Annotated in this window: 27 protein-coding genes; 16 read left to right on the top strand and 11 right to left on the bottom strand. The window is 64.6% G+C overall.

The features are described 5' to 3' along the window. Nucleotides 1-293: 293 nt before the first annotated feature. A complete protein-coding gene (locus tag BGI01S_RS02825) occupies nucleotides 294-1,688 on the bottom strand; it encodes a sigma-54 dependent transcriptional regulator (protein ID WP_042321978.1) in 1,395 nt (464 codons plus the stop codon). Nucleotides 1,689-2,222: 534 nt separating this feature from the next. On the opposite strand from BGI01S_RS02825, the gene BGI01S_RS02820 reads away from it, so the two are divergent. The 9 genes from BGI01S_RS02820 to BGI01S_RS02780 all read left to right on the top strand — a co-directional run bounded on the left by BGI01S_RS02820 (nucleotide 2,223) and on the right by BGI01S_RS02780 (nucleotide 10,749). Next, nucleotides 2,223-2,720 carry a hypothetical protein gene (locus tag BGI01S_RS02820; protein WP_042321975.1) on the top strand — a complete coding sequence of 166 codons (498 nt, stop codon included), beginning with the start codon at nucleotides 2,223-2,225 and terminating at the stop codon, nucleotides 2,718-2,720. Nucleotides 2,721-2,800: 80 nt separating this feature from the next. Continuing rightward, complete coding sequence (locus BGI01S_RS02815; protein WP_042321973.1) at nucleotides 2,801-3,340, top strand: hypothetical protein; 540 nt, start codon at nucleotides 2,801-2,803, stop codon at nucleotides 3,338-3,340. Next, on the top strand, nucleotides 3,337-3,963 hold the full coding sequence (locus tag BGI01S_RS02810; protein WP_042321971.1) for a hypothetical protein: 627 nt from the start codon (nucleotides 3,337-3,339) through the stop codon (nucleotides 3,961-3,963). The genes BGI01S_RS02815 and BGI01S_RS02810 overlap by 4 nt, the downstream gene beginning before the upstream one ends. A gap of 26 nt (nucleotides 3,964-3,989) precedes the next feature. Further along, a complete protein-coding gene (locus BGI01S_RS02805; RefSeq protein ID WP_042321970.1) occupies nucleotides 3,990-5,381 on the top strand; it encodes a hypothetical protein in 1,392 nt (463 codons plus the stop codon). Nucleotides 5,382-5,481: 100 nt separating this feature from the next. After that, nucleotides 5,482-6,195: a C39 family peptidase gene (locus tag BGI01S_RS02800; RefSeq protein ID WP_042321968.1), complete on the top strand. Its 714-nt coding sequence runs from the start codon at nucleotides 5,482-5,484 to the stop codon at nucleotides 6,193-6,195. Between the two features lie 7 nt (nucleotides 6,196-6,202). Then, nucleotides 6,203-7,015, top strand: coding sequence for a hypothetical protein (locus tag BGI01S_RS02795; protein ID WP_042321965.1), 813 nt, complete (start codon nucleotides 6,203-6,205; stop codon nucleotides 7,013-7,015). 108 nt (nucleotides 7,016-7,123) lie between these two features. Then, a complete protein-coding gene (locus BGI01S_RS02790) occupies nucleotides 7,124-8,575 on the top strand; it encodes a hypothetical protein (protein ID WP_042321962.1) in 1,452 nt (483 codons plus the stop codon). 177 nt (nucleotides 8,576-8,752) lie between these two features. Beyond that, nucleotides 8,753-10,150, top strand: a complete 1,398-nt coding sequence (locus tag BGI01S_RS02785; protein WP_408638619.1) for a sigma-54 dependent transcriptional regulator — start codon at nucleotides 8,753-8,755, stop codon at nucleotides 10,148-10,150. A 98-nt stretch (nucleotides 10,151-10,248) separates the two neighbouring features. Further along, nucleotides 10,249-10,749, top strand: a complete 501-nt coding sequence (locus BGI01S_RS02780; protein WP_042321958.1) for a dihydrofolate reductase — start codon at nucleotides 10,249-10,251, stop codon at nucleotides 10,747-10,749. Nucleotides 10,750-10,913: 164 nt separating this feature from the next. On the opposite strand, the gene pmbA is transcribed toward BGI01S_RS02780, so the two are convergent. Continuing rightward, nucleotides 10,914-12,284 (bottom strand): metalloprotease PmbA, encoded by a 1,371-nt coding sequence (gene pmbA / locus BGI01S_RS02775; protein ID WP_042321955.1) that lies wholly within the window; start codon nucleotides 12,282-12,284, stop codon nucleotides 10,914-10,916. 399 nt (nucleotides 12,285-12,683) lie between these two features. On the opposite strand from pmbA, the gene yjgA reads away from it, so the two are divergent. Together yjgA and mog are read left to right on the top strand one after the other, a co-directional pair. Continuing rightward, a complete protein-coding gene (yjgA, locus tag BGI01S_RS02770; protein ID WP_042321953.1) occupies nucleotides 12,684-13,295 on the top strand; it encodes a ribosome biogenesis factor YjgA in 612 nt (203 codons plus the stop codon). After that, nucleotides 13,276-13,938 carry a molybdopterin adenylyltransferase gene (gene mog / locus BGI01S_RS02765; RefSeq protein WP_042321952.1) on the top strand — a complete coding sequence of 221 codons (663 nt, stop codon included), beginning with the start codon at nucleotides 13,276-13,278 and terminating at the stop codon, nucleotides 13,936-13,938. Before yjgA ends, mog begins: the two co-directional genes overlap by 20 nt. 28 nt (nucleotides 13,939-13,966) lie before the next feature. Here the strand turns inward: mog and orn are convergent, their stop codons facing one another. Further along, nucleotides 13,967-14,587, bottom strand: a complete 621-nt coding sequence (orn, locus tag BGI01S_RS02760; RefSeq protein WP_042322595.1) for an oligoribonuclease — start codon at nucleotides 14,585-14,587, stop codon at nucleotides 13,967-13,969. Nucleotides 14,588-14,788: 201 nt separating this feature from the next. Between orn and BGI01S_RS02755 the strand changes: the two genes are divergently transcribed. From BGI01S_RS02755 to BGI01S_RS02745, 3 genes are read left to right on the top strand one after another with little or no spacing between them, the layout of a single operon-like run. Then, on the top strand, nucleotides 14,789-16,048 hold the full coding sequence (locus tag BGI01S_RS02755; protein WP_042321948.1) for a M48 family metallopeptidase: 1,260 nt from the start codon (nucleotides 14,789-14,791) through the stop codon (nucleotides 16,046-16,048). Further along, a complete protein-coding gene (gene rsgA / locus BGI01S_RS02750; protein ID WP_042321945.1) occupies nucleotides 16,045-17,016 on the top strand; it encodes a ribosome small subunit-dependent GTPase A in 972 nt (323 codons plus the stop codon). Before BGI01S_RS02755 ends, rsgA begins: the two co-directional genes overlap by 4 nt. A gap of 1 nt (nucleotide 17,017) precedes the next feature. Next, complete coding sequence (locus BGI01S_RS02745; protein ID WP_042321943.1) at nucleotides 17,018-17,338, top strand: putative signal transducing protein; 321 nt, start codon at nucleotides 17,018-17,020, stop codon at nucleotides 17,336-17,338. 236 nt (nucleotides 17,339-17,574) lie between these two features. Here the strand turns inward: BGI01S_RS02745 and BGI01S_RS02740 are convergent, their stop codons facing one another. The 6 genes from BGI01S_RS02740 to rpsP all read right to left on the bottom strand — a co-directional run bounded on the left by BGI01S_RS02740 (nucleotide 17,575) and on the right by rpsP (nucleotide 21,896). Beyond that, a complete protein-coding gene (locus BGI01S_RS02740) occupies nucleotides 17,575-18,513 on the bottom strand; it encodes a CobD/CbiB family protein (RefSeq protein ID WP_042321940.1) in 939 nt (312 codons plus the stop codon). A 126-nt stretch (nucleotides 18,514-18,639) separates the two neighbouring features. Beyond that, nucleotides 18,640-19,359: an NUDIX hydrolase gene (locus tag BGI01S_RS02735; protein ID WP_042321938.1), complete on the bottom strand. Its 720-nt coding sequence runs from the start codon at nucleotides 19,357-19,359 to the stop codon at nucleotides 18,640-18,642. Between the two features lie 92 nt (nucleotides 19,360-19,451). Further along, a complete protein-coding gene (rplS, locus tag BGI01S_RS02730) occupies nucleotides 19,452-19,838 on the bottom strand; it encodes a 50S ribosomal protein L19 (RefSeq protein WP_020069334.1) in 387 nt (128 codons plus the stop codon). A gap of 156 nt (nucleotides 19,839-19,994) precedes the next feature. Beyond that, the gene (gene trmD, locus BGI01S_RS02725) at nucleotides 19,995-20,762 is read right to left on the bottom strand and encodes a tRNA (guanosine(37)-N1)-methyltransferase TrmD (protein ID WP_042321936.1); all 768 of its coding nucleotides are present in this window, start codon (nucleotides 20,760-20,762) and stop codon (nucleotides 19,995-19,997) included. A 24-nt stretch (nucleotides 20,763-20,786) separates the two neighbouring features. Further along, on the bottom strand, nucleotides 20,787-21,521 hold the full coding sequence (gene rimM / locus BGI01S_RS02720; protein ID WP_042321934.1) for a ribosome maturation factor RimM: 735 nt from the start codon (nucleotides 21,519-21,521) through the stop codon (nucleotides 20,787-20,789). 120 nt (nucleotides 21,522-21,641) lie between these two features. Then, entirely contained in the window at nucleotides 21,642-21,896 is a 255-nt protein-coding gene (rpsP, locus tag BGI01S_RS02715) for a 30S ribosomal protein S16 (protein ID WP_006050280.1), read from the bottom strand. A gap of 172 nt (nucleotides 21,897-22,068) precedes the next feature. Between rpsP and BGI01S_RS02710 the strand changes: the two genes are divergently transcribed. Next, the gene (locus BGI01S_RS02710) at nucleotides 22,069-23,253 is read left to right on the top strand and encodes a PQQ-dependent sugar dehydrogenase (protein WP_042321931.1); all 1,185 of its coding nucleotides are present in this window, start codon (nucleotides 22,069-22,071) and stop codon (nucleotides 23,251-23,253) included. 193 nt (nucleotides 23,254-23,446) lie between these two features. After that, nucleotides 23,447-23,914: an NINE protein gene (locus tag BGI01S_RS02705; protein ID WP_042321928.1), complete on the top strand. Its 468-nt coding sequence runs from the start codon at nucleotides 23,447-23,449 to the stop codon at nucleotides 23,912-23,914. Between the two features lie 15 nt (nucleotides 23,915-23,929). Here BGI01S_RS02705 and BGI01S_RS02700 read toward each other — a convergent pair whose 3' ends face one another. Both BGI01S_RS02700 and BGI01S_RS02695 read right to left on the bottom strand, forming a co-directional pair. After that, entirely contained in the window at nucleotides 23,930-25,078 is a 1,149-nt protein-coding gene (locus BGI01S_RS02700) for a PA0069 family radical SAM protein (protein ID WP_042321925.1), read from the bottom strand. 102 nt (nucleotides 25,079-25,180) lie between these two features. Beyond that, entirely contained in the window at nucleotides 25,181-25,669 is a 489-nt protein-coding gene (locus BGI01S_RS02695) for an Lrp/AsnC ligand binding domain-containing protein (RefSeq protein ID WP_042321922.1), read from the bottom strand. Between the last annotated feature and the right edge of the window lie 49 nt (nucleotides 25,670-25,718).

Raw genomic sequence — 25,718 nt, 5'->3', positions numbered from 1 at the left:
ATTGAGCGGAAAACCCGATTTTAACAAGCGCGGCCGGTCGACGCCCGGTCGCCGCAAGCAGCGGTGAAAAAACCGGGGTAGGCGGCCGTGGGGAATGGAGAGCATGGAAGGCACTGAAGGCACACGGCTTGTCGCACGGGCCCGCCAGCAAACGCTCGCGCGCAGTAAGGCGACAGCTTCGCAGCGCGCCTGTCGAGGCGGGCCTCACACAAACCGGCTCAGGCCTATCAGGACCAGGTCCTGTCGCCGGTCTGCACGAACCACAGGAAGCGTCTAGAAAAAATCACGCGCCCTTAAAGATGCGGCACCGACGCCGGCAAGTCGCCATGCGGCGTCGACATCGGCCCGCCTTCCATGTGCCGCATCCCGTGCGAGCACAGCAGCCGGTACAACGTGACGCGCGAAATGCCGAGTTCCTGCGCCGCGTCGCCGAGGCGTCCGCGATGGCGCAGCAGCGCCAGCTCGATAGCCTGACGCTCCGCCGCTTCGCGGGCCTGCGCGAGCGACACCGGCACGATCTCGACGTACTCGGCCAGTTCCAGGTCGCGCGCGGTGATCGCCCGGCCTTCCGACATCACGATCGCACGCCGCACCCGGTTGATCAACTCGCGGACATTGCCCGGCCAGCCATAGTTATGCAACGCCGCGATCGCGTCCGGCGCGAAGCCGCGCAGACGGCGGCTCGCATCTTTCTTGAAACGTTCCAGCATGTGCCGCGCGAGCAGTTCGATGTCCTTGCCGCGCGCGCGCAGCGGCGGCTCATCGATCTGCAACACGCACAGCCGGTGATAGAGGTCCGAGCGGAAACGCCCTTCGATCATCGCGGCGGTCATATCAACGTGAGTCGCCGAAATGATCCGCACGTCCACGTCGATCGCACCGTGGCCGCCCAGCCGCTCGACCTTGCGCTCCTGCAGGAAGCGCAGCAGGCTCGCCTGGCTTTCCAGCGGCAGGTCGCCGATTTCGTCGAGAAAGAGCGTGCCGCCGTTGGCCGCTTCCACCCGGCCGATCTTGCGCTGATTCGCACCGGTGAACGCGCCGCGCTCATAGCCGAACAGTTCCGATTGCAGCAGATGCGGCGGGATTGCGCCGCAGTTGATCGGCACGAAAGGCGCATTGCGCCGCGCCGAGCGTTCGTGAATCGCGACCGCCGTCAGTTCCTTGCCGGTGCCCGATTCGCCGGAGATAAACACCGGCGCGTCGGTCATCGCCACTTTGCGGATCGAGCGGAACAGCGCAAGCATCGCGTCGCACGAGCCGACCATTTCGCCTTCGGCGCCTTGCGAGCCGTCGTTCGAAGCGGGTTCGCCCAGCGAAATCATGCCGTACGCGTGCCCAACCGAATCGACGATACGGTCGCCCGCATACGGCACCGTCACGTAGTCGAAACAATAATCGCGCACGAGCCGGCGCAATGCGGCGTCCTGTAATTGACCCGGCATCGTGGCTGCCACCCAGCCGACATTCGGCATGGTCAGGCAGGATTCAAAAGCGGCGATTTCGTGCGGCTGAAAATCGCTGGAAAGATCGAGCAAACCGCCTGCCGCCATTCCGGCGCGAACGGCACGGCGCACATCGCGCGCCGATCCAACGACTTCGACATGCCAGCCGCGCTGGTGAAACCGGGTATTCAGTTCCGCGCTCGGATCGCGTGAAACATAAATCAGTTGCCGCGTTGCGGGTTCCATTATTCAGATCCTTTCGTCAACGAACGTTAAGGATGACGCACGCACCTGAACTGTTGTTCAGACACGCTGACTCGTTCGGGATTCGCGAATAGCAAAAACCGAACGGCCATTCCATTCCGTGCGGACAGCTGATCCCCAAGAAAGCGGCGTGTGTGTTTGAGACGGCCTGTTATCGGCCTTTTTTAAATCTGAAGCTGTTTTTGAGAGCTTACTATACGCGCGCCGCCTGGAAAACAATTATACGAATTTAATCGGGGACCCTTTTACCATCAGGGCTTGGCGGCCGATTACCATTTATTCAGCCGACGAATAAAACCTAAGTGGAAGCGCTTTTCCTGGCGTAGACCCGAAGGTAGTTTGTACCCTTCGGATTAACGAAATAGAGGTATTTTGTGCCTGCCGTTTCAGCACTGAAACGTTTTTGTCCGAATTCCCGAATGTTTCTCCTGCATCGGCGATCGCCTTCAGTCGTATCAAAGGATTGCGAGCGATGGCACACGTTTCGCTAAATGCGGTGCACCAGGGAGACACATCATGCGATTCGCTTTCCGCATCGCTCTGCGCAAATTCGCACCGTATGCCGCGCTGCGCGCGACGCTCGTTCTGAGCGCGCTGCCCGACGCGGTGCATGCCCAAGCCGCGCAGGCCGTCCAGGCGTCATCCGCCACGCCGGCGGAATCCGCCGGTGCTTCCAACGCCCCACTCGCGGGCACTGAGCCGATCGCGACGATCTCGCCCGATGCGACGGCTGGCACCGCCGACCCATCCGCCCCGCTCGTCCCCAATGCGTCGGACACGTCGTCCGATGCGGCATCCGAGAACGATATTGCGCTCGACGACCCGACGCTCTCGCGGCAACGCGGCGGCGCGGTCGGCATGCTGATGGTGGCTGCGACGCCGCAGTTGATGCGCGGCAATAGCGGCGCCCGCGTGACGCTGTGGGACGAAATCGCCCCGCCGTCGCCGTTGCCGATCCCGGTCGACGCCGCGCGCTCCGCGCAAAGCAACGTCGCCACGTACCAGAGAAAGTAGCGCGAACAAATTAACGATGCAACGGCGACGGCGCACCCTGGCCGTCATCCGCAGAACAAAACAGAACAAAGGACCGAGACATGACCACCGCCCTTCGGACGCCGCGCGCGCACAGGTCGCGGGCGGCGTCGACCGCCCGCGACCTTAGCCGGCTGCCCGCCGCAGTCGCAAGCGCCCTCGCCCTGCTCACCCCATGCCTGGCCGGCGAGGCCGTTGCGCAGCAGGCGGTCAATCCGGGCGACATCATCGTCGAGCGCACGGTCACGCCGCGCGACGCGTTCGTCCCGGTGCCCCGCGATCAGGACCCGGTCGCAGTGCGAGCCACCACTTTCCCGGCTAACTCGTTCAATCCGGCCATCGCCCAACTCGTCGGCGACTCCGATCTGACGAACGCGCACGGGTCAACGGGCGTAGCCAGCAATGGCGTGCTCAACGGCACCGGCATGCAGGCGGTCACGCAGATCCTCAGCGGCAAGGCGACCGGCAACAACGTCGCGCTGAATGCCGGCGCCATCGGAGCCCCCACGGCCGGCATCGGCGGCACGATCAGTTCGTCGGTGACGGGCGCGCTCGCGCCGCTGTCGAACGTGCTGAGCGGCGCGCCCGGAGGTTTGAAATGAGCCCGCCCGGATGTCTTTCGCGGCAGGTGGCGCTGTGCGTCTGCATGAGCGGCGCGGCGCTCGTCGCGAGCCACGCCCATGCGCAGGTGGTGCCGCTCATCGGCACCACCGCAATCATAGGCAACGGCGCGGGCGCCGGCGTAGCCGGCGCACTCACGGTCAACGAAACGGCCGGCATCGACAACGGCCAAGTCAATCAGGTCACGGTGTCGAATGGCGGCGCGGTCGGCAACCTCAACGCGAGCGTGCAGAGCGCGACGGTCGTCGCGAAGGTCACGTCCGCGCGGGCCTCGATCGAAGCCAATGCTTTTTCGAATACGTCCGGTGCGGTGCTGGTGAACCAGTCGGCCGGAGCAGGGAATCTGCAGCGCAACAGCACCCAGCTGGGGACTGCGGCGCTCGGAGTCGAGTCCGTCTCGGATGGGGAGCTATCCGCGACGGCCCCGAAAAACGGCGGTCTGGGTCAATCCATCGGGGTTCATAGCGTACGCGAGGCAAGCATTTCCAGCGATGCCTTCAGGAACGCCAGCGGGATCGTGCAGATCAACCAGGCAGCCGGCGCCGGTAACGCCACGGCAAACAGTTTTGTGCTCCGTCCCCCGGCGGGCACTTTTTTTAACTGACCACACTTAAAGTATCGGAGCGAATCATGAAGCGCACTCTTATTGCCGCAGCCGTCCTCGTTGCCGCATCCGGCAGCGCGTTTGCCGCGCCGCAAAAGGCCTACCTGTTCAACGCCACGCTGGTCGGCGACGCGGTCGCCGTCGAAGGGCTGGTCGGACTGTTTGGCTGCGTGCAGGTGTCCAGCACGGCCGGCGCGGTGGTCAACAACAACCAGTCGGTCACGGTGAATGCGTCGCTCGTCCCGCAAGCCCAGAACTACATGATGGGCAGCGTGGCGACCACCTACAACAGCAACACGACCTCGATCAAGGGCAGCGGCAGCGCTTTCGCCGTGCTGACCCAGGGCCACTCGTCGATGAACTCCGGCTCGCAAGGCTACCAGGCATCGGGCGGCTATGCGTACGGCAACCAGAGCGCGTCGGTAGCGGGCGGCGGTTATGAAACCAGTCAGCAGGCCGCTGGTATCGCGGGCGGCTTCAGCCACACGAGCTCCAACTCCGGCGGCCATCTCGCGGTGGGCGGCTCGATCGGCGGCGGCTACAACTATCAGGCGCACGACACGCCGTCGCACGGCAACGGCTCGTTCAACGTCGGCGGCGGTCTGCGTGCCGGCTACAACGAATCGAGCTACGCCAACACGTCGGGCGTCGCGGGCGGCTTCGAAGCAACGGAAGCGTCCGGCCAGGGCCGCGTGTGGGGTTACAACGCCAACGAAGGCTCGGGTTACGCATCGGCCGGCGGACATTCATCCGGCTACACGTCGAGCCGCTCGTCGTCCACCGACGTCTACGGCGCAGCCTTCGGCATCGACGCCAGCCTGACCACCAGCAGCACGACCACCACCGGCACGGTCACGCAGTACTACAACAACCAGGCCGCCGGCACGTTGACCGCCACCACCGGCAGCAATGCGGCGAGCGGCGTGTCGGGCAACCTCGGCATCAACATCGCGCAGGGCATCAGCAACGCGCAGAGCAACGACGTGTCGCTTGCGTCGGTGGACATCGGCAACGTGTTCGGCAATGCGCAGGTGTTCAGCACGCAGGCGTCGAACGGCAATGCCCAGATCAACAACTTCAATCTGAATGCGTCGATCGGGGATGGCTCGCTGTCGCATGTCTCGGGCAACGTCGGGGTGAACGTCGCGTCGGGTATCGGCAACGTGCAGAACAACAGCCTCGCCGGTGCAGTCACGACGACCACGCCGGAACGCGCGCGGACCACCGCCATGATCGCCACGGATGACAACGCGCAAACCGCTGGCATGACGGTGGTCGGGCAGTTCCAGGGCACCGCGATGCTGGGCGCCAACTCGCTCGCGGGCGCGTCCGGCAACATCGGCGTGAACATCGCCGGCGGCGCGGGCAACCTGCAGCACAACGGCCTCGCGATCGCCGCGCTCAATAGCGGCCGGTAAGCTGCCGACAGGACCGACGGCAGGCAGAAGAAAGCAGAACAGTTGGGAGGACGCGCCGGTCGCCATCGAAGCGGCCGGCGCGAACCAGCAGGAGACCAGCATGTCCGGGTTCAAGGGGTTCCCGGCGCTACGGTTCGCCGTGGCGTTGGCAAGCTGCACGCTGTGCGTGGACCAGAGTTACGCGCAGTCGACCATCGACACGTCCACCCTGGCGGGCGTGCCGCTGACGAAGACGGTTCGTTCGATGAAGGACCTCCGTTACAGCCACATCGTCAACCAGCAGTTCGACTACAGCTGCGGTGCGGCGGCGCTCGCCACCCTGCTCAAGTTCGGCTACGGTATCGATATTCCGGAGACCGAACTGATTCGCCGGATGATGGTTTTCTCGACCCCGGAAGTGGTCGTCAAGAACGGCTTCTCGATGCTCGACATGAAGAACTTCGTCGAGACCATCGGTCTGCGCGGCCGCGGCTTTCGCGTCAACGTCGACGCGCTCTACCACTTGCAGATTCCCGTCATGGTTCTGATGAACATCGACGGGTACGAGCATTTCGTGATCGTCAAACATGCGCAGGACGGCCGCGTGTTCATCGCGGACCCCGCCCTGGGAAATCGCATCGTGCTCGAAGAGGACTTCGCGAAGACCTGGAACGGTCTCGTGTTCGCGGTCCTCGGCAAACCCTTCAGGGAGGATTCACCGCTGTTGCAGGACAACGAGTCGCTCGCGCTGAAACTGCGCGCCAGTGCGCTGGCTAACGGCACTGCCGCGACTCCCTTTGTCGAGTACGGCTTGAACAAGGCAGACATGTTCTGACCCAACCATGAAGCAACACCTCACACAGCTCGGGCTTGCCATCTGCGCCGTCATCTGCGGCGTGACCGGCAGCGCCCATGCGTCGCAAAGCATCGGCTTGCCACCGGTGCCCGAGTTTCTCGCTACGCACGACACCGACGCCGCCACTCTCAGGGTGCAGATGGTCGACGACGATGTGCTCGCCAATCAGACAGGCAAATATGCCGGCGCGTCGATGATCTCCGGTTTCGTTCTGAACGTTCTGTCGCAATGGCAGTTGCCCAACGGCGTGGCCGCCCTGGCCCAGGGCACGCTCGCCGCGGTGCAGAACACGGCCGGTCAGATCTCCACCTCCGTCACCACGCTGGCGAGCGTGACAGGTGGCGGACCCGGCAGCCCCGCAGGCGGCTCGGGTGCCAATCCCAATGCGCGGGTCGACGGCGGTCAGAGCATCACGGTCAACGGCGTATCGCAAGTCACGCAGGTGGCGGGCGATCGCAACAGCGGCCTGAACTCCGCGCTGATCGATTTCAACAACAACGCCGTGACACTGGCGAGCGCCGCCAACGCACCGTCAGCCACGGCCAGCAATTCGACCGGCTCAGTCAAAGCCGGCATTTCGTTCAGCGGCAACGGCGTGCGCGTCGCGCTGCAGACACCGGCCGGGCTCGCCACTCAGACCATTACGCCGGGCAATGGGCAGATCGCCCAGTTGCTGCAGATTGCAGGCAATAGCCAGCAAGTCGCCAACGCATTGCAGTTGCATCTGCAGACGCAGCAGATGTCGGCCGCGATGATCCGTCAGCTGGGCGCACTACAAGCGCTGCAAAACAGGAGATAAACCGGCGGGCCGCCACCTGCCACCGGACCAGTAGAAAGGCAGTACAGAAATGACCGCGCGCCGTCAGGGGGACGGCGGCGCGCGGCCGTAATACCGGGGGAGCACACAATGAAAAATCGTTCATCGATCAGGGTGCCGCGCATGGCACTGGCGGCCATTCCGGCCGCCGTCATGCTATTGGCCTTTTCTCACACGGCGGGCGCGCAGGCGCTCGCCGGACAATCCGTGGAAGAACGCCTGAACACGTTGATGCGCGTCGTCGACGAACAGCAGCGGCAGATCCACTCGCTCGAACGCCAGGTCGTCCATCTGGAAATGGCGCAACGCGGCCGCGGCATGCCGGGCGCCGGTGCGCCCGCGGACAGTCAGGCCGTGGCCGACCAGCCCGGCGCCGACGGCTTGCCGGTGCCGCTGCCGCCGCTCGCCCAGGTCAATATGGTCACGCCCGCGCCGGGCGGCGGCACGGGCACCGCGACCGGGGTGCCGGTCACTCCGCCGCCGCCCGACGGCGGCAATGCGACCGGCAACGCGGGCGGCCTGCCCGCCGCCACCGACGGCAGCGGCGGCGCGGTCGGCCAGACCCAGCGCGCCGCCGAGCCGGTGCGCACGCAGGCGGAACAGGCGGTCGTGCAGCGTGAACACGCGCCGCTGTTCGACCACAAGCTGACGATGGACTTCGGCATCAGCGACACCTACTACGATCGCCGCCAGTTGCAGCTGTCCGGCTTCCTTGCGCTCGACGCGATCTTCCTCGGCAACATCAACCTGGGCGAGACCAAGTCGCACCAGTTGATGGCCGACCTCGACACGCGCTACGGCCTGACCGACCGCATCAGCGTCGACGTCGACGTGCCGTATGTGTACCGGCGCAGCAACTTCATCGTCGGTGGGGCGGGCGGCGCGGCGAGCACGCTGTCCGATGCGTCGGTGACGAGCAGCGCGCTCGGCGATGTCAACTTCGGCATCTACTACCAGTTCCTGAAAGAGACCAACAGCCTGCCGGACATCGTGGGCAGTCTGCGCTTCAAGGCGCCGACCGGTACCTCGCCGTTCGGCCTGAAGCTGGTGCAACTGGAACCGGGCAACACCAACCTGGTCGCGCCGAGCAAGCTGCCTACCGGCACCGGCTTCTGGAACATCACGGCCGGCGTCTCGGTGCTGAAGACTTACGACCCGGTGGTGCTGTTCGGCAGTGTTTCGTACACCTACAATCTCGCGCGCTCGTTCGCGGACATCTCGTCGGTGGAGGGGCAAACCCAGCCGGCGACGGTCAAGCTCGGCGACATCGTGCAGTTTGGCGGCGGCGTGGCGCTCGCGTTCTCGGACAAGGACTCGGCCAGCATCTCGTTCACGATGGCGCTCGAGCCCGAATCGAAAACGCGTGCGCCGGGCGGCTCGTACGAAAAGGTGCCGGGCAGCGAAACCACGGCCGCCGCGATGAATTTTGGCCTGAACCACGTCGTGAACAAACACCTGACCATCAACGGCGCGGTGTCGATCGGGCTCACGCCGGATGCGCCGAACTTCGTGGTCGGCGTGCGGTTTCCCTACACCTTCTGACGTGTCAACGATGCGAGGTCGAACGTGCGTGAATCACCTCATCTGACCAGTGTCGCTCCGGTGGCCGGAGCAGGATCGCATCTGGCGCTGGCGCGGCCGCAGTCGGCGGCCGGGGCCGCCGAGGCGCCGTCGAACGGTGCGTCGACCGCCCTCGCCGCCATCGACGGCGGCGCGGCGGTGGCGCGTCGCCAGCTCGAACGCCCGTTGCTGTACGCGGCGCGTGTGCTGGACGAGCCACTCGTCGCGCATCTGAAAAGCCGGGGCTGGCAGGTCGCCACCGCGCGCTCGGCGTACGAACTTGGGCGCCTCGTGAAGCCCGGCGTCGCGTGCGCCGGTATCGTCGATCTGGCGAGCTTTCCGCCGCGCGATCTGGGCGGCCTCGAAGCGAGCCTGCGCCAGCAGCAGGTCGGCTGGATCGCGCTCGCCACCAGCGAGCGCCTGAACGATCCGCTCGCGCGGCGGCTCGTGCGCCACTACTGTTTCGACTTCGTGAAAACGCCGGTCGCGCATGCGACGGTCGACTATCTGGTCGGCCACGCGTTCGGGATGGTGACGCTGTGCGAGCCGGAACTCACGCCGCCGCCGGGCGATTCCGGCGACGAGGAAATGGTCGGCACCTGCGAAGCGATGCAGCAGCTCTTTCGCACGATCCGCAAGGTAGCGAACACCGACGCGAGCGTGTTCATCTCCGGCGAGTCGGGCACCGGCAAGGAGCTGACGGCGCTCGCGATCCACGAACGCTCGCCGCGTCGCAAGGCGCCGTTCATCGCAATCAATTGCGGCGCGATCCCACACCATCTTCTGCAATCCGAACTATTCGGCTATGAGCGCGGCGCGTTCACGGGCGCGAATCAGCGCAAGATCGGCCGGGTCGAAGCCGCCGACGGCGGCACCCTGTTGCTCGACGAAATCGGCGATCTGCCGCTCGAAAGCCAGGCGAGCCTCTTGCGCTTCCTGCAGGAAGGCAAGATCGAGCGGCTGGGCGGGCGCGAATCGATCCCGGTCGACGTGCGGATCATTTCCGCGACCCACGTCGATCTCGAGGAGGCGATGCACGACGGGCGCTTTCGCGCGGACCTGTTTCACCGGCTGTGCGTGCTGCGCGTCGACGAGCCGCCGCTGCGGGCACGCGGCAAGGACATCGAAATTCTCGCGTATCACATCCTGCACAAGTTCAAGACCGACAGCGCGCGCAAGATTCGCGGCTTCACGCCGTCCGCGATCGAGGCGCTTTACAACTACACGTGGCCCGGCAACGTGCGCGAGCTGATCAACCGCGTGCGCCGCGCGATCGTGATGGCGGAAAACAAGCTGATTTCCGCCGACGACCTCGACCTCGCGCACTTCAGCGAGCAGCAGGGCGTGACGCTTACGCAGGCGCGCGAGGCCGCCGAAAAGCGCGCGATCGAAGCGGCGTTGCTGCGCCATCGGCATCGGCTGAACGAGGCCGCGACGGACCTGAACATTTCGCGCGTCACGTTGTACCGGCTGATGGGTCAGCACGGCCTGCGCGAATTGAGCGACGCCGAAGACAAGGCAGTCTTCGCGGCGGGCGGCGATGCGGCCCGCGAATGACGCGGGGTGCCGGCGCGGCGGCGAGCCGGGGGAACGGCCGGCGGTCCCCGTTGGCGCGTCAGGTAGAATCGATCCGGTTACGTTCCCCTTTCCACTCGATGACGACGCTCACCCTGATCGTCGCTCGCGCCAACAACGGCGTGATCGGCCGCGACAACCAGTTGCCCTGGCGACTGCCCGAAGACCTCGCGTTCTTCAAACGCACCACCATGGGCGCGCCCATCATCATGGGCCGCAAGACGCACGAATCGATCGGCCGGCCATTGCCGGGACGCCGCAACATCGTCGTGACGCGCGATGCGACGCGCCGCTTTCAGGGCTGCGACGCCGCCACGACGCTCGAGGACGCATTGCGTCTCGCCGCGCAGGACCAGGCGCCGGAAGCGTTTCTGATCGGCGGCGCGCAGTTGTACACCGAAGGTTTGCGGCAAGCGGACAAGCTGATCGTCACTGAGATTTCCGCGGACTTCGATGGCGACGCCACCTTCCCCAAGCTCGATGAAAACGAATGGGAAGAAGTCGCGCACGAGACGCATCGCGCGGACGCGCCGAACGACTTCGACTATGCGTTCGTCACGTATAAGCGCAAACACGTTTGAGAGCCGTTGCATGAGCGTACCGCGGCACGGCTGAAGCAGTCGGCGGCGTTGCCGCTGCGGCGTCCGCAATGCGCGACACGGCTCGATAAAAAAACGCCACGCAAAATCTTGCGTGGCGTTTCTGTTTGTAGCGCGGCAAGACCCAACCGCTCGACGCGGAGCGCTTACTGTCCCGCGATCGTCATCCGTTCGATCAGCACCGAGCCGGTCTGCTTGGTACCGCGCGTGATCGTATCCGCACCGATCGCGACGATGTGGTGGAACATCTCCTGCAGCGTGCTTGCCACGGTGATTTCCTCGACCGGATACTGGATCTTGCCGTTCTCGACCCAGAAGCCCGACGCCCCGCGCGAGTAATCGCCGGTGACGTAGTTCACGCCCTGCCCCATCAGTTCGGTCAGCAACAGGCCGGTGCCGAGCTTCTTCAGCATCGCTTCGAAGTCGTCTTCCGGGCGCGTGTTCGAACTGCGCAGCGACAGGTTGTGCGAGCCGCCCGCGTTGCCGGTGGTCTGCATGCCGAGCTTGCGCGCCGAATAGGTGGACAGGAAATAGCCTTCCACCACGCCGTCCTTCACGACCGAGCGCTGCTTCGTGCGCACGCCTTCTTCGTCGAACGGCGCGCTGCCCATCGCGCGGATCACGTGCGGATCTTCGACGACCTGCACGTGCGGCGCGAACACCGGCTTGCCCAGGCTATCGACGAGGAACGACGTCTTGCGATACAGCGCGCCGCCGCTCGTGGCCTGCACGAAGGCGCCGAGGAGACCGGCGGCGAGCGGTGCCTCGAACAGCACCGGCACCTTGCGGGTATCGAGGCCGCGCGCGCCGATGCGCGAGAGCGCGCGTTGCGCCGCATAGCGGCCCACCGCTTCCGGGTCGGCCAGGTCACCCGCGCTGCGGGTCGACGTGTACCAGTCGTCGCGCTGCATGTTGCGGCCGCTGCCGGCGATCGGCGCGCACGCGATGTAGTGGCGCGAGTACGGATAGCCCGCGAGGAAGCCGCGCGACGTGGCCAGCACGAACTGCGAGTGCTGCGCCGACACGCTTGCGCCTTCCGAGTTCTTGATCTGCGGATCGGTCGCGAACGCGGCGTCTTCCGAGCGGCGGGCGATTTCGACCGCTTCGTCGGCGGACAGATTCCACGGGTGATAGAGATCGAGATCGCGCGGCGCGGTTTCGAGCAGCTCGGCTTCGGCGAGGCCGGCGCAGTCGTCTTCCGCGGTGAAGCGCGCGATGTTGTACGCCGCCGCGACCGTGTCCTTCAGCGCCTGCGAAGAAAAGTCCGAGGTGCTCGCGTTGCCGCGCTTGTTGCCGATGAACACCGTCACGCCGACCATCTTGTCGCGGTTGTGTTCGATCGTCTCGACTTCGCCGCGCCGCACGGAGACGGACAGGCCGTCGCCCTCGGAGATTTCGGTTGCCGCGTCGGTGCCGCCGAGCGACTTCGCGTGACGAAGGATGTCCGAGGCGATTTCCTTCAGTTCATCCTGGGTATGCGGAAAAAAGCGCTGCTTGACGTCCATGTCTGCTGCCATTGTCGTTGCCGTCCTGTTCGGGGCCGAGCGGCCCAAGGTGTTCGCACATGCCGCGCGCATGCTCGTGCAAGCGCGCGGTGGTTGACGCATCCCGCGATCATAGCAAGGTACGCGCTGGCGTACCTGGCATTCGCGGGAGGCTGGCGTTCGCTTGCCGTAGGCGGGTTGTTCCAGGAGCGCAGGCGCAGTTGCCTGCGGGCTAGCGCGGGTTGGGCGCGGGTTGGGCGCGAGGTGGTTCGCGCGGTTGCGCGAGGGTTGCCCGTGCATTGCCCGAGGGTTGACTGCGGGTTGCCGCGAGGTCGCCCGCCGCTTCGTTTCACACCACCACTCCGCCACGCAAAAGCCCTTGTACACGCCCACTGCGCGGGTCCCGCAGGCGCGGCACGCTACAATACCGCCATGACACGCAAAACCCGCATTCAACCTATCGACTCCGCCGCGCCGGAAGTCGACGAGAACGGTTACGACCGCCCCAGCAAGTCCCAGCTCAAGCGCGAAATGCACGAGCTGCAGGAACTGGGCGCGGCGCTGATCGCGCTGCCCAAAGACGCGCTCAAGCGCATGCCGATGCCCGAAAAGCTCGACGACGCCGTGCGCGAAGCGCGCCGCATCACCGACCACGAAGGCAAGCGCCGCCAGGTGCAATACGTCGGCCGCGTGATGCGCTCGCTGCTGGACGACGAAACCGCCGCGCTGCGCACCGCGCTCGACACTTACAACGGCGTCAACAAGGCGGAGACGGCCAAGCTCCACTGGATCGAGCGCACCCGCGACAAGCTGCTCGCCGACGACGCCGCGCTGACCGAATTCATCCGCCAGCATCCGAACGCCGACCCGCAGCAGGGCCGCACGCTGATCCGCAACGCCCGCAGGGAAGCGCAGCAAAGCAAGCCGCCGCGCTATTTCCGCGAGTTGTTCCAGTGGATCAAGAACGCGGACGGCCCGTCCGCGCAGAGCGATTCCGACGCCGACGACGCCCTGGAAGACGACGATGACGACCGCGACGAGTAAAGCGGCCAAGGCGGTCCGCCAGCATGCCGACGAAATCGTGATCGGCCTCGTGTCGATCAGCGACCGCGCATCCAGCGGCGTGTACGAGGACAAGGGCATTCCGGCTTTGCAGGAGTGGCTCGGCACGGCGCTGACGTCGCCGTGGCAGGTCGTGACGCGTCTGATCCAGGACGACGCGCCCACTATCTCCGCGACGCTGATCGAACTGGTCGACGAAGTGGGCTGCGATCTCGTGCTGACCACCGGCGGCACCGGGCCATCGCGGCGCGACGTGACGCCCGAGGCGACGCTCGCGGTTGCGACGAAGGACATGCCGGGTTTCGGCGAGCAGATGCGGCAGATCAGCCTGAATTTCGTGCCGACCGCGATCCTGTCGCGTCAGGTGGCGGTGATCCGCGAAACGGCGGACCATGCGGCGTTGATCATCAACCTGCCGGGTCAGCCGAAGTCGATCAGGGAAACGCTGGAAGGCCTGCGCGAAACCGATGCGAGCGGCACGGCCGGCGCGGTGAAGGTGCCGGGCATTTTCGCCGCGGTGCCCTACTGCATCGACCTGATCGGCGGCCCGTACGTGGAAACCCATGCCGACGTCGTGAAGGCATTCCGGCCGAAGAACGCGGTGCGCGCGCCCCGGCCAGCTTAAGGTTCAACGCTTCACGAGGCCCAAGGGCTTATTCCGCGCCGGCCGCCGCGTCCGGTGCGTCCAGCGCCGACGGAATCAGGAAGTGCTCGCGGTAGTACTTCAGCTCGTCGATCGACTCGTGGATGTCGGCCAGCGCGGTGTGCATCGCGCGCTTCTGGAAGCCCTTGTAGATGACCGGCTGCCAGCGGCGGCACAGTTCCTTCAGCGTGCTGACATCCAGATTGCGGTAGTGGAAGAAGCGCTCCAGGTCCGGCATCCAGCGCGCCATGAAGCGGCGGTCCTGGCAGATCGAGTTGCCGCACATCGGCGATTTGCCGGGCGGCACATACTGCGCGAGGAAATCGCGGATCTGTTCGGTGGCGTCGGCCTCGCTGACCGTCGACGCCTTCACGCGGTCGATCAGGCCCGAGCGGCCATGCGTGTTCTGATTCCACTGGTCCATACCGGCGAGCGTTTCATCGCTCTGGTGAATCGCCAGCACCGGACCTTCGACCATCCGGTCGAGCGTCGAATTGGTCACCACCACCGCGATTTCGATGATGCGATCGGAGTCGGGCTCGAGCCCGGTCATTTCCATGTCCAGCCAGATGAGATTCATGTCGCTGCGTACGAGCGGCGGCTGTTCGGTGGATGCGAGGATGTCAGTCATGAAGGCAACCCTGATGGCCTTGGCCGGCGGCTTCGCAGGAAGCTCGCCTGCCACGGCGCTGGTTCGTTTGAGATTGGTTTGAGCGTCTGGCTCGAACCGGTTCGAGGCGGATCGAGCCGGTTTAAGCCGCTTTGAGCGTATCCCCCGCCGCGAGGCAGGAACAAACATATAATTCTCGCATAGATACCACGGAATCCCCGGATGCCTACCCTGTACTTCACCGTTCTGTTCGTCATCGCCGTCGTGGCAATGGTCGGCACCAAACTCTGGCTCGCGTCGCGGCAGATCCGCTTCGTCGCCGGCCATCGCGAGCAGGTGCCGAGCCAGTTCGCCGGCACCATCCAGTTGAGCGCGCACCAGCGCGCCGCCGATTACACCGTCGAGCGCACCCGTCTCACGATGATCGAGGTCGTCGTCAGCGCGGCCGTGCTGATCGGCCTCACGCTGCTCGGCGGCGTGCAGGCGCTCGATCTGGCGATCTCCGACTGGCTCGGGCGCGGCTACATCGGCCAGATCGCGCTGGTCGCCGCGGTGATCGCGATCACCAGCGTGATCGACCTGCCGTTCGACTACTACCGGCAGTTCGTGATCGAACAACGCTTCGGTTTCAACCGGATGAGCAAGGGCATCTTCTTCATCGACCGCATCAAGGGCGTCGTGCTCGGCGCCGCGTTCGGCCTGCCGCTGCTGTTCGTCGTGCTGTGGCTGATGAACCAGGCCGGCAGCTTGTGGTGGCTGTGGACGTGGGTTGTGTGGGTCGCGTTCCAGATGCTCGTGCTGGTGCTGTATCCGTCGTTCATCGCGCCGCTCTTCAACAAGTTCGAGCCCCTCAAGGACGAAGCGCTGAAAAGCCGTATCGAAGCGCTGATGAAGCGCTGCGGCTTCGCCGCCAAGGGCCTCTTCGTGATGGACGGCAGCCGCCGTTCGGCGCACGGCAACGCGTACTTCACCGGCTTCGGCGCGGCCAAGCGGATCGTGTTCTTCGACACGCTGCTCGCGCGCCTGTCGGGCAGCGAGATCGAAGCGGTGCTCGCGCACGAACTCGGTCACTTCAAGCGCCGTCACGTGATCAAGCGGATGCTCGTCACCTTCGCGATCAGCCTCGTGATGCTCGCGCTGCTCGGCTGGCTGTCGCAATGCGTGTGGTTCTACGAAGGACTCGGCGTGCGGCCGTCGCTGATCGGCGGCAATAGCGGTCTCGCGCTGGTGCTGTTCTTCCTCGCGCTGCCGGTATTCCTGTTCTTCGTCACGCCGCTCGGCAGCCTCAGTTCGCGCAAGCACGAGTTCGAAGCCGACGCGTTCGCCGCGACGCAGACCGATGCGCAAGACCTCGTCAACGCGCTCGTCAAGCTGTACGAGGACAACGCGTCGACCCTGACGCCCGATCCGCTCTACACCGCGTTCTACTACTCGCATCCGCCGGCGTCGCAGCGGATCGACCGTTTGCTGCGGCACGCATGAGCGGCCGCTCCCCGAAAGCGCCGCGCGCGTCGGCCAGCACACGCGTGGGCGGCCTCGTCGTGGCCGCGCATGGCCGCCACTATCTGGTCGCGCCGGAAGACGGCGGCCCCATGCTCCAATGCTTCCCGCGCGGCAAGCGCAGCGAAGTGGCGGTCGGCGATCGCGTGATTTACGAGCCGACTTCCGCGGACCAAGGCGTGATCGTCGAGATCGGTGAGCGGCGCAATCTGCTGTATCGCTCGGACCAGTACAAGTCGAAGCTGTTCGCCGCGAATCTGGATCAGCTGCTGATCGTGCTCGCCACCGAGCCGCATTTCAGCGAAGACCTGCTCGGCCGGGCGCTCGTCGCCGCCGAAGCGAACGAACTGAAGCCGTTGATCGTGCTGAACAAGATCGACGTGACCGGCGAACTCGAAGGCGCGCGCAGGCGGCTCGAGTCGTATCGCGCGCTGGGTTATACGGTCGTCGAGGTGTCGATCAAGACGCAACCCGAAGCCGCGCGTGTCGCGTTGATCGAGCATCTGCGCGGTCACTCCACGCTCCTGCTCGGGCAGTCGGGCATGGGCAAGTCGACGCTCGTGAACCTGCTGATTCCGGATGCCGAAGTCGCCACACGCGAGATCTCGACGGCGTTGAACAGCGGACGCCATACCACGACGTTCACGCGGCTTTATCCGTTGCCGAGGATTGAAGGCGGCGACGACAGCGCCACGAGCGGCGCACGCGGCGCGTTGATCGACTCGCCGGGCTTCCAGGAATTCGGCCTGCATCATCTGACCGAAGGGCGACTCGAGCGCGCGTTTCCGGAGTTCCGGCCGCTGCTGCCGAACTGTCGCTTCTACAACTGCCATCACCTGCACGAGCCGGGCTGCGCGATTCTCGAAGCGGTCGCGGACGGCCGCATTCGCCGCGAACGGCACGCGCTGTACGCGCAACTCGTACACGAAGCCAGTCAGATCGTGCGCTGACATGAGGTTGATGCGCGCGCCGAATCTGATCACCGGACAGCATTGGGTCAACGTGCTGCAGACCGCGGGCATCGCTTGCGAGTTGCACAACCGCTATCTGAACGGCGCGCTCGGCGATATTCCGGCGGATCAGTGCGCGCCGGAGTTGTGGCTCGTCGATGAACGCGACGAAGCAATGGCCCGGCGTTTGATCGAGGCGGCTTCGCACGGGCCGGCAGCGGACTCGCCGGGATGGCGATGCCGTCAGTGCGGTGAAATGCTCGAAGCGCAGTTCACGGTGTGCTGGCAATGCGGAACTGCGCGTGACCCGTTGGATGGGTGATGGTGGGTGACGGAGACGGTGCTGGTGCGAGAGGCGTCGGTTATCAGGTTGGGTCAATGCAGTTTGCGCGTGGGCGATAAATGCTGAAGCGGTTCAGGCACGACGCATACGTTATGGCCTCGTTCGCGTTGCCGCCAATACGTAGCAAAGCCGCGCAAGTCAAAGGCAATAAAAAAACCGGGCGATTGCCCGGTTTTTTTATGCACTGCCTTTTTTCCTGTCGAGGCCCGCGCCCCTCAGGCAAGCCACACCGCGATGGTCAGCATCAGCAGCAGAATCATCCACAGCACCACGGCGCGCCACACCAGACCCACCGCCGATTGCAGCGTGCGCGGCGTGCAGTCGTCGCCGACCTGCATCGGACCGCCGTCGCCGGTGGCGAGCGCGTCCAGACTCGACGGCTCGGCCAGCGGCCCGCTCAGGCGCGCGCCCAGCGCACCGCTGCCCGCGGCGAGCAACACGCCGTCGTTCGCATCGGGCCACTGCCGCGCGTGATTGCGCCACGCATAGATCGCGTCTTCGAAATTGCCGACGATCGCAAAGCCCAGCGACGTCAAGCGCGACGGCACCCAGTCGATCACGAAGAACGCGCGCTGCGCGAAGCTCGAAAACGCGACGGTGCGTTCGTCGCCCGGACGCGCCCACGCCCGCGCCAGATACTCGGCGATCCGGTACAGCACCGCGCCCGCCGGCCCGACCGGAATCAGGAACCAGAAGAACACGCCGAACACATGGCGGTGCGAAGCGACCACCGCATGAATCAGCGTATGACGGACGATCTCGCTGACGGGCATATCGACCGTTTCAAGCCCGGTCCATTCATTCAGAATTTCGCGCGCGCGCGGCACGTCGTCGTTGTTCAACGCGAGGTGAATGTCGGTGAAGTAATGGCTGAACTGGCGGAAGCCGAGCGTGAAGTACAGCACCGCGACGTTCCACAGGAACGCGAGCGCGAAATGAATGTGATACAGCACGTAGTAGACGAGCGCGACGGCGAGCGTCCAGGGCACCACCACCACGAGCCACGCGAGCAGCCCGTGCTTGGGCTTGCCGGCATCGAATCCGTGCGCCGCCGACTCCGCATGGTATTGAAGCAACGCGGACACCGGATTGTTCGGTGACAGCGCGCGTACCTGTTCAATGATCAGAGCCAGCAATACGGAGAAAAAAGTCATGCGATGCGCCGTGCTTTTTGAGTTTTTACGATTGTTTTATAACGATAGCACAGGGTCGGATTCGACTGAGCGCCGACACTGACAAACATCAGGCAAGTGCATGTTCACGCACGGCTCGCCCGCGAATCACGCAGCGAGGAAGCGATACAGGTTACGCAGCATCGCCGCCGTCGCGCCCCAGATGAAATGATGACTGCCTGTTTCGCCGCCACCCTGCCCACTCGACTCCGTCGATCCATTGCGCGGATACGGCATCGTAAAAAAGCGGCGCTCGCCGCCCTCGTAACGGAACACGCGCTCTTCGTGATTCGCCGGATCCATCAGAAAGGCGAGCGGCACTTCGAAGACTTCGGCCACTTCGAGTTCATCCATTTTCAATGCAAACGGCGGATGCACGAGACCGATCACCGGCGTCACGCAAAACCCCGTGCCGGTCAGATAGTCGGGCAATGCGCCGAGAATTTCCACCCGCGACGGCGCGAGGCCGACCTCTTCCTGCGCTTCGCGCAGCGCGGTCGCGGTAGCGTCGGCGTCGAAGGGTTCTTGGCGGCCGCCCGGAAAACTCACCTGGCCCGCGTGATCGTTCAGATGGTCGGCACGCTGCGTGAGCAACACGGTCAGCCCGCGCTCGCGGACCACCAGCGGCACCAGTACCGACGCCACACGCGGATCGCCCTGCGTGACGCGCCACGGCGCTTCGACGATCGGCTCGGGCGTCCAGTCAAGACGCTGCTCGAAGCGCGCGCGCAGGCCATCGGGTGTGAGGCGCTCGCCGGCCACCGGCGGCAAATGGGCGCCGGTCGCTTCGACAGGCAGGGCTTCAGGCTCAAAGGCGGGGCGGATCAACGGGTCTCTCGAATGAGCGGATAGGGGACATGCCGCTATTTTGACCTGGCAAACAAAAAAGCACCCGCGAGGGGTGCTTTTTCTTACAGCATTTACGCTTGGGAAGCAGCGCGGTCTTTCGAGACCAGCTTTTCCTTGATTCGAGCCGACTTGCCCGAACGGTCGCGCAGGTAGTACAGCTTCGCACGACGCACATCGCCACGACGCTTCACGACGATGCTTGCCAGCAGCGGCGAGTACGTCTGGAACGTACGCTCGACGCCTTCGCCCGACGAAATCTTGCGGACGATGAACGACGAATTCAGACCACGGTTACGCTTGGCGATCACGACGCCTTCGTAAGCCTGAACACGCTTACGCGTGCCTTCAACCACGTTCACGCTGACGATCACCGTATCGCCGGGGGCGAATTCGGGGATGGTCTTCTCGCCGAGGGCGCGCGCGATTTCTTCCTGCTCGAGTTTTGCGATCAGATTCATTACTGACTCCTAGATCCATCTTGTCGGCGTTCGTACCTGCCTTGCGCGAAGTTTCCTGTTGCGCTCGGCTACGGCCCCGATAGAGGATGGGTTCACATCTGGCGCCGAACACGCATGTGCGACGCCGCCTGGTGTCCGCTAGAAAGACCGCCGGCTTTACGCCTTCGACTCTTCCTTTGCGAGACTTGCGAGCCATGCCTCGTCGGCACGGCTCAACATCTTGTTCTTTCTGGCCTTCACGATCAGATCGGGCCGCTTGTTCAACGTGTTGCGCAACGCTTCACGCCGACGCCACGCCTCGATTTCCGCATGATGGCCGCCGAGCAGCACATCAGGTACACGCACGCCATCGTATTCCTCAGGACGCGTGTAGTGCGGACAATCCAGCAGCACGTCGACAAAGCTGTCCTGCACCGCCGATTGCGAGTCGTTGAGCACGCCGGGCAATTGGCGCACGACTGCATCCATCAACGCCATCGCGGGCAATTCGCCACCCGACAGCACGAAGTCGCCGAGACTGACTTCCTCGTCGACGACACGGTCGAGCAAACGCTGATCGATCGCTTCATAGCGCCCGCACAACAGGATCAGGCCGGGCTCAGCGGCGAACCGCATGACACGGTCGTGATTCAACGTAGCGCCTTGCGGCGACATCATCACGACGCGCGACGCGCCGATGCCCTGCTCCGCCTGCGCCGCTTTCGCCGCGCCGATCGCATCTTCCAGCGGCTTCGCCAGCATCACCATGCCGGGGCCGCCGCCGTACGGGCGATCGTCGATTGTGCGGTAGTTGTCGGTGGTGAAATCGCGCGGATTCCACGTACGCAACCTATAGCGCTCCTGCTTCGCGGCACGGCTGGTGATACCCCAGTCGGTCAGCGCGCGGAACATTTCTGGAAAGAGCGTCACGACATCGAACTGCATCGCCCTCTCCATTCAGCGAAGATTTTAGTAATCGGCTTCCCAGTCGACGATGATCTGCTTCGCCGCCTGGTCCACCGTTTTGACAAAGACGCCGACGAACGGGATCAAACGCTCGCCTGCCGCCAGCTTGCCGTTCTTGTCGGTAGCCGGGTATTCGATACGCATCACCGAGTGCGCACCGTTGTCGATCATGTCTGCAACCGTGCCGAGATGGACTCCGGCAACGTTCACCACATCCAGGCCGAGCAGATCGACCCAGTAGAATTCGTCGGCGTCGAGGGCCGGAAATTCGCTGCGGCTGATATACACGCGGGAGCCGCGCAGTGCCAGCGCCACATCGCGATCAGTGACGCCGCCCAGATGGGCAACCACACTGTCGCTATGCGTTTTCGCCTGCAATGACGGCGCCGATTTGCGCTCGTGGCCTTTCAACAGCCACCAGCGCTTCGCGCTCAGCAACGCGTCGCCGCCATGCCCGGCATCCGCATGCGCGGCTACCTTGACCCAGCCTTTGAGGCCGTAGGCGTCGACGATTGCGCCGACCTCGACCGCGTCGGCCGGCCAGCTTTCCACCGTTTCCGCGCGCATTTCTGCCGCAGCGGAACCAGCCTTTGCAGCATTGGCTTGCGCCTTGCCTTCGGCTCGTTCGACCGGCTTGCGGACGAATGCACCGAACGGCGCCTGATCAGACGTCTTCGCGCGCGGAGCTGCCGCTTTTGCCTTCACGCGACCTGAACTGCCGGAATCACGTTCGGACATAGGAACACCTCGCTGCCAGCTTCGACGTCTGCTTCAGTAAAACAACTCGCGCATCGGACTGCTCACGCAAGCTGCGCGAGCCGCCGGCCGAACCGACGACGATACGCATGCTAGCTACCATTAAGCAGCCGGCTGCGCCTTTTGCGCTTCTTTCACGAGACGCTCGACGGTCGGCGACAGTTGCGCGCCAACACCTTGCCAGTACGTCAGGCGATCCTGAGCGATACGCAGGGATTCACCCTTCGTAGCGACCGGGTTGTAGAAGCCAACGCGCTCGATGAAGCGGCCGTCACGACGGTTACGCGAATCGGTTGCGACGATGTTGTAGAACGGGCGCTTCTTGGAGCCGCCACGAGCCAAGCGGATGATGACCATACTAGAATCCTTGAAAACCGGGGTTCGGAACGACTGAAACACGCGATTATAGCGGGAAACCGACGCCATAACAAACACTTACCGGGATAAACTGAGTAGCGGGGCGGCGCCGGCCATTCAAACCGCCCCCCCGGATCACGCCCGAACGCCCGAATTACCTGACGGAGAGCCTGTGAAACTCTTGCCGCCGACTGCGTTTCTGCCCGCGTTTTTTCTCGTCCTCGTGTGGTTTGCCGGTCTCGCTCGCGGCCTGCGAAGCCGGGCGCTGCGTTACGCGGCAGCGGCTGCCCTCGCCGGCCAGACGTTGTCGGCAGCCGCCGCGCCACCGGTCGAGCGCATCAAATTGCCGCCAGGCTTCCATATCGAAGTCTTGTCGGACGCCGTTCCGAGCGCGCGCGCGATGGCGCTCTCGCCGAAGGGCATCCTCTATATAGGCAGCCTCGACGGGCATGTCTACGCGCTCGAACTGCAGAACGGCCGCGTCACGGGCCGCCATGTGATCGCTTCGAGCCTGGAATCGCCGGCGGGCGTGGCGTGGCACGACGGCGCGCTGTACGTATCGGCGGTGTCGAAAATTTTGCGCTTCGATGCGATCGACGCCCATCTCAACGATCCGCCCAAGGCCGCCGTCGTGATCGACACGCTGCCCGACGAGACACATCACGGCTGGAAGTTCATCGCCTTCGGCCCGGACGGCAAGCTGTATGTGCCGCAGGGCGCGCCCTGCAACGTGTGCCAGAAAGATCGCGACCGCTTCGCGATGATCGGCCGGATGAACCCGGACGGCAGCCACTACGAAGTCATGGCGCGTGGGGTGCGCAACTCGGTCGGGTTCGCGTGGCATCCGGTGACGCACGAAATGTGGTTCACCGACAACGGCCGCGACCTTCTGGGCGACGACGTGCCCAACGACAAGCTCAATCGCGCGCCGCGCGCCGGGATGGATTTCGGCTTCCCGTATTGTCATGGCGGCGACACGCCCGACCCGGAATTCGGCAAGGATCATCCGTGTAGTGCCTTTACGCCGCCGGTGGCCAAACTCGGTGCGCACGTCGCCGCGCTGGGCATGCGCTTTTACGACGGCTCGATGTTTCCGCCCGCGTATCGCAACAATGTCTTCATCGCCGAGCATGGATCGTGGAATCGCAGCAAGAAAATCGGCTATCGCGTCGTGCGGGTGATCGCCGCGTCTGACGGCAGCAACGCGCGCCAGGAAGTCTTTGCCGAAGGCTGGCTGCAACCCGGCGAAGCCGTCTGGGGCCGTCCCGCCGACGTTCTGCCGTTGCCCGACGGTTCTCTGCTGATCAGCGACGATTACGCCGGCGCGATCTATCGCGTGACGTACTCGGCGCCGTAGCCCAGCGAGCCCTACGAGGGGCGGTTGTATGTCCGAGGCGAAGACGCCCTGCCGCCGTCCTCCCCGCGACAGTTCAGCCGCCGCCCGCCTGCGCGTCACGTGACCAGCGGCGCGCGGCGGGCGTAGAATGCGCGTCGGTCCGCGCCAACGGCGCCGCCCTTTTTCGACCGCCCGTCACTCTGCCCACGCCTACATGTCCACCCTTGTTTCGACTTCCCCGCGCTTCAGATCCAAGACGCTCACCGCTGCGCTGGCATTCCTGCTGGGCAGCCTCGGCGCCCACCGTTTCTATCTGTATGGCAAACGCGACATTTTCGGCTGGGCTCATCTGCTCGGCACGCTGATCGGCATCCCCGGCGTGATGCTGCTGGTGGCGAGCGAACGCGCTTCGATCCTCGGCTGGGTGCTGGCTTTTTTCGGCGCGGTCTCGCTGCTGGCCGCGTTTCTCGCCGCGATCGTCTACGGGCTGCGCCCCGATCAAAGATGGGACGCGCAGTTCAACGCGCAAACGCAACGCAAGAGCCGCTCCGGGTGGACCGTCGTGTTCGTCGTGATCTTTTCGCTGCTGATCGGCGCATTCCTGTTGATGACCGGCCTCGCCCTGTCGTTTCAGACCTACTTCGAAAGCCAGGTGGAAGCGGCCAAGGCGATCTCGCAATAACCGCCGCGCACCGCGCTAAAAGAGCCTCAGTTGCGGATTGTCGCGCGCCGGCTCCGCGGCCGGCGGCGGCTCGATCCGGCGAAAGTGCGACATATCGAGAATGCCGCGGTCGCGCCGGTTCAACCCCAACCGGCGCACGGCGTTATGGAAGCGCTGCTTGAGCAGATCCGCCCATAGCCCCTCCCCTTTCATGCGCGCGGAAAAGGACGAGTCATAGTCCTTGCCGCCACGCATGTCACGCACGCGGCTCATCACCCGATCTGCGCGGTCGGGAAAATGCGCGGCGAGCCAATCCTTGAACAGCGGTGCTACTTCCCACGGCAGACGCAACACGATGTAGCTCGCATTGCTCGCGCCAGCTTCAGCGCAGGCCTCGAGCACGCGTTCCATGTCGGGCTCGGTGACGAACGGGATCACCGGCGCAATGCTGACGCCGACCGGAATGCCCGCCTCGCTCAAGGTGCGGATGGTGCGTAGCCGACGCGACGGCGTGGCTGCTCGCGGTTCGAGCGTGCGCGCGATGTCGGCGTCCAGCGTCGTGATGGTAATGGCCGCCATGAATTGCCCGCGCGCCGCCATCGGCGCGAGCAGATCGATATCCCGCTCGATCAGCGACGATTTGGTGATCGCCGCAAACGGCTGATTGCGCTCGCTGAGTACCTCGACTATCCGGCGCGTGAGCCGCAAGTCTCTCTCTGCGGGCTGCCACGCGTCCGTGTTGACGCCGAGTGCGATCGGCTCGGGCACATAGGATTTCTTCGACAGCTCCCGTTCGAGCAACTCGGGCGCATTGATCTTCGCGTAGATCCGGCTTTCGAAATCGAGCCCCGGCGACAGCCCCAGATAACTATGCGTGGGCCGCGCGAAGCAATAGATGCAACCGTGTTCGCAGCCGCGATAAGGATTCAGCGACACGCCGAACGGAATGTCCGGAGACGCATTGCGCGTGAGGATGGTCTTGGCGCGCTCCTCGAAGACCTGCGTGCGCAAGACCTTGGGCTCATCGCCCTCCTCTCCCTGCGTCGGCAGCCAGCCGTCGTCGACCGCTTCGCGTTGGTCGACTTCGTAGCGGCCTTGCAGGTTCGTCACCGCGCCCCGCCCCTTGCGAGGCGCGGGCGGCGCGATCGGAAATTCTTGAAGGGAACGGGTATCGGGATCGGCCACGGCTAGGTCACGTGAAAACGGGAAACGGCGCAAAACACCTGTATGAATATACAGTGTTTACGCCGTTTGTCGAGCCCAACTTTGCGTCCGCGACGCGCCCACCTATTCGCCGACCGCGATCGTCAGCGTTTCCTTGATCTCTTCCATCACCACGTAGCTCTTCGACTGCACCGCGCCGGGCAGCTGCAGAAGGATGTCGCCGAGCAGCTTCCGGTAGTCGGCCATTTCGCCGATGCGCGCCTTGATCAGATAGTCGAAGTCGCCAGACACGAGATGGCACTCCAGCACCTCGGGAATCTTCTGCACCTCGCGCCGGAACTGGTCGAACATGTTGCCGCTTTTGTGATCCAGCGTGATCTCGACGAACACGAGCAGCGCCGCGCCCAGCTCAGCCGGGTTCACGCGCGCGTGGTAGCCGGTGATCACGCCGTCGCGCTCCATCCGCTTGACGCGCTCGATGCACGGCGTCACCGACAGCCCGACCTGTTCCGACAGGTCCTTCATCGCCATCCGGCCATCCTCCTGCAACAGCCGCAGGATCTTGCGATCGAGTTTGTCGAGAGCCCGGACCGGTTGGCGCTGTGTACGCATGATGTTTTTGCTGAAAATTCTGAAAATACAATAACAAAACCTACCTGAC

The sequence above is a fragment of the Paraburkholderia ginsengisoli NBRC 100965 genome (genome assembly GCF_000739735.1).
GTDB classification, from domain to species: domain Bacteria; phylum Pseudomonadota; class Gammaproteobacteria; order Burkholderiales; family Burkholderiaceae; genus Paraburkholderia; species Paraburkholderia ginsengisoli.
Note: the sequence above shows the minus strand (reverse complement) of the source record. Positions and strands in the feature narration are given on the sequence as shown.

Coding starts and splice junctions, on each gene's coding strand:
- BGI01S_RS02705 (WP_042321928.1), top strand. CDS start 23,447: ATGTCCACCCTTGTTTCGACTTCCCCGCGCTTCAGATCCAAGACGCTC.
- BGI01S_RS02695 (WP_042321922.1), bottom strand. CDS start 25,669: ATGCGTACACAGCGCCAACCGGTCCGGGCTCTCGACAAACTCGATCGC.
- trmD (WP_042321936.1), bottom strand. CDS start 20,762: ATGCAGTTCGATGTCGTGACGCTCTTTCCAGAAATGTTCCGCGCGCTG.
- BGI01S_RS02820 (WP_042321975.1), top strand. CDS start 2,223: ATGCGATTCGCTTTCCGCATCGCTCTGCGCAAATTCGCACCGTATGCC.
- BGI01S_RS02790 (WP_042321962.1), top strand. CDS start 7,124: ATGAAAAATCGTTCATCGATCAGGGTGCCGCGCATGGCACTGGCGGCC.
- rplS (WP_020069334.1), bottom strand. CDS start 19,838: ATGAATCTGATCGCAAAACTCGAGCAGGAAGAAATCGCGCGCGCCCTC.
- BGI01S_RS02805 (WP_042321970.1), top strand. CDS start 3,990: ATGAAGCGCACTCTTATTGCCGCAGCCGTCCTCGTTGCCGCATCCGGC.
- pmbA (WP_042321955.1), bottom strand. CDS start 12,284: ATGGCAGCAGACATGGACGTCAAGCAGCGCTTTTTTCCGCATACCCAG.
- BGI01S_RS02810 (WP_042321971.1), top strand. CDS start 3,337: ATGAGCCCGCCCGGATGTCTTTCGCGGCAGGTGGCGCTGTGCGTCTGC.
- yjgA (WP_042321953.1), top strand. CDS start 12,684: ATGACACGCAAAACCCGCATTCAACCTATCGACTCCGCCGCGCCGGAA.
- BGI01S_RS02740 (WP_042321940.1), bottom strand. CDS start 18,513: ATGACTTTTTTCTCCGTATTGCTGGCTCTGATCATTGAACAGGTACGC.
- BGI01S_RS02795 (WP_042321965.1), top strand. CDS start 6,203: ATGAAGCAACACCTCACACAGCTCGGGCTTGCCATCTGCGCCGTCATC.
- rpsP (WP_006050280.1), bottom strand. CDS start 21,896: ATGGTCATCATCCGCTTGGCTCGTGGCGGCTCCAAGAAGCGCCCGTTC.
- BGI01S_RS02780 (WP_042321958.1), top strand. CDS start 10,249: ATGACGACGCTCACCCTGATCGTCGCTCGCGCCAACAACGGCGTGATC.
- rsgA (WP_042321945.1), top strand. CDS start 16,045: ATGAGCGGCCGCTCCCCGAAAGCGCCGCGCGCGTCGGCCAGCACACGC.
- BGI01S_RS02745 (WP_042321943.1), top strand. CDS start 17,018: ATGAGGTTGATGCGCGCGCCGAATCTGATCACCGGACAGCATTGGGTC.
- BGI01S_RS02825 (WP_042321978.1), bottom strand. CDS start 1,688: ATGGAACCCGCAACGCGGCAACTGATTTATGTTTCACGCGATCCGAGC.
- rimM (WP_042321934.1), bottom strand. CDS start 21,521: ATGTCCGAACGTGATTCCGGCAGTTCAGGTCGCGTGAAGGCAAAAGCG.
- BGI01S_RS02815 (WP_042321973.1), top strand. CDS start 2,801: ATGACCACCGCCCTTCGGACGCCGCGCGCGCACAGGTCGCGGGCGGCG.
- mog (WP_042321952.1), top strand. CDS start 13,276: ATGACGACCGCGACGAGTAAAGCGGCCAAGGCGGTCCGCCAGCATGCC.
- orn (WP_042322595.1), bottom strand. CDS start 14,587: ATGACTGACATCCTCGCATCCACCGAACAGCCGCCGCTCGTACGCAGC.
- BGI01S_RS02800 (WP_042321968.1), top strand. CDS start 5,482: ATGTCCGGGTTCAAGGGGTTCCCGGCGCTACGGTTCGCCGTGGCGTTG.
- BGI01S_RS02755 (WP_042321948.1), top strand. CDS start 14,789: ATGCCTACCCTGTACTTCACCGTTCTGTTCGTCATCGCCGTCGTGGCA.